General features: G+C 40.6%; 1 protein-coding gene. It reads left to right on the forward strand.

Annotated elements, in window-relative coordinates:
• Window positions 1-191: 191 nt before the first annotated feature.
• Window positions 192-437 (forward strand): Ea8.5 family phage-derived protein (locus EES38_RS22430; protein WP_124939299.1); only part of this gene is annotated, 246 nt, incomplete at its 3' end.

The raw sequence follows: 437 nt of genomic DNA on the forward strand, positions 1-437 counted from the left end.
TCACAGCGATGCCAGAGTCTGTAGTGTCAGATGATGACCGTACTCAAACATCGTCACAGCGATGCCAGAGTCTGTAGTGTCAGATGATGACCGTACTCAAACATCGGGTTGAGTATTATCTTACTGTTTCTTTACATAAACATTGCTGATACCGTTTAGCTGAAACGACATACATTGCAAGGAGTTTATAAATGAGKATCAATGAGTTAGAGTCTGAGCAAAAAGATTGGGCGTTATCAATGTTGTGCAGATCCGGTGTCTTGTCTCCATGCAGACATCACGAAGGTGTTTATGTAGATGAAGGTATAGATATAGAGTCGGCATACAAATATTCCATGAAGGTTTATAAGTCTAATGAAGACAAATCCCCATTCTGCAATGTGCGAGAAATGACTGATACCGTGCAAAATTATTATCACGAGTACGGTGGAAACGAT

It is taken from the genome of Vibrio viridaestus (genome assembly GCF_003856525.1).
In the GTDB taxonomy this organism is placed as follows: domain Bacteria; phylum Pseudomonadota; class Gammaproteobacteria; order Enterobacterales; family Vibrionaceae; genus Vibrio; species Vibrio viridaestus.